The 910-nt window shown below is 52.4% G+C and carries 1 rRNA gene; it reads left to right on the top strand.

The window, feature by feature from the left end:
* A 23S ribosomal RNA gene (locus ACXAGX_RS20475) occupies positions 1–910 on the top strand; the annotation flags it as partial.

Genomic DNA, 910 nt, shown 5'->3' with positions numbered 1-910 from the left:
GGAGCCGTAGCGAAAGCGAGTGTTAACTGCGCGTTGAGTTGCTAGGTATAGACCCGAAACCCGGTGATCTAGCCATGGGCAGGTTGAAGGTTGAGTAACATCAACTGGAGGACCGAACCCACGCCTGTTGAAAAAGGCGGGGATGACCTGTGGCTGGGGGTGAAAGGCCAATCAAACCGGGAGATAGCTGGTTCTCCCCGAAATCTATTTAGGTAGAGCCTCGGACGAATTCCTTTGGGGGTAGAGCACTGTTAAGGCTAGGGGGTCATCCCGACTTACCAACCCTTTGCAAACTCCGAATACCAAAGAGAACTATCCGGGAGACACACGGCGGGTGCTAACGTCCGTCGTGAAGAGGGAAACAACCCAGACCGCCAGCTAAGGTCCCAAAATATTGCTAAGTGGGAAACGATGTGGGAAGGCTAAGACAGCTAGGAGGTTGGCTTAGAAGCAGCCATCCTTTAAAGAAAGCGTAATAGCTCACTAGTCGAGTCGGCCTGCGCGGAAGATGTAACGGGGCTAAGCAATATACCGAAGCTGCGGCAAAGTACTTGTACTTTGGGTAGGGGAGCGTTCTGTAAGCCGCTGAAGCTGGATTGTGAAGTCTGGTGGAGGTATCAGAAGTGCGAATGCTGACATGAGTAACGATAATGCGGGTGAAAAACCCGCACGCCGGAAGACCAAGGTTTCCTGTCCCATGCTAATCAGGGCAGGGTAAGTCGGCCCCTAAGGCGAGGCAGAAATGCGTAGTCGATGGGAAACGGGTTAATATTCCCGTACTTATATAATCAGTGATGGAGGGACGGAGAAGGCTAGACAAGCTTGGCGTTGGTTGTCCAAGTGAAAGTGAGTAGGCTGAGTGCTTAGGTAAATCCGGGTGCTTAAGGCCGAGACACGAGACGAGCCACCA

The organism is Alteromonas sp. ABV4_515 (assembly GCF_056160345.1).
This window is presented reverse-complemented; position numbering and strand designations above follow the sequence as displayed.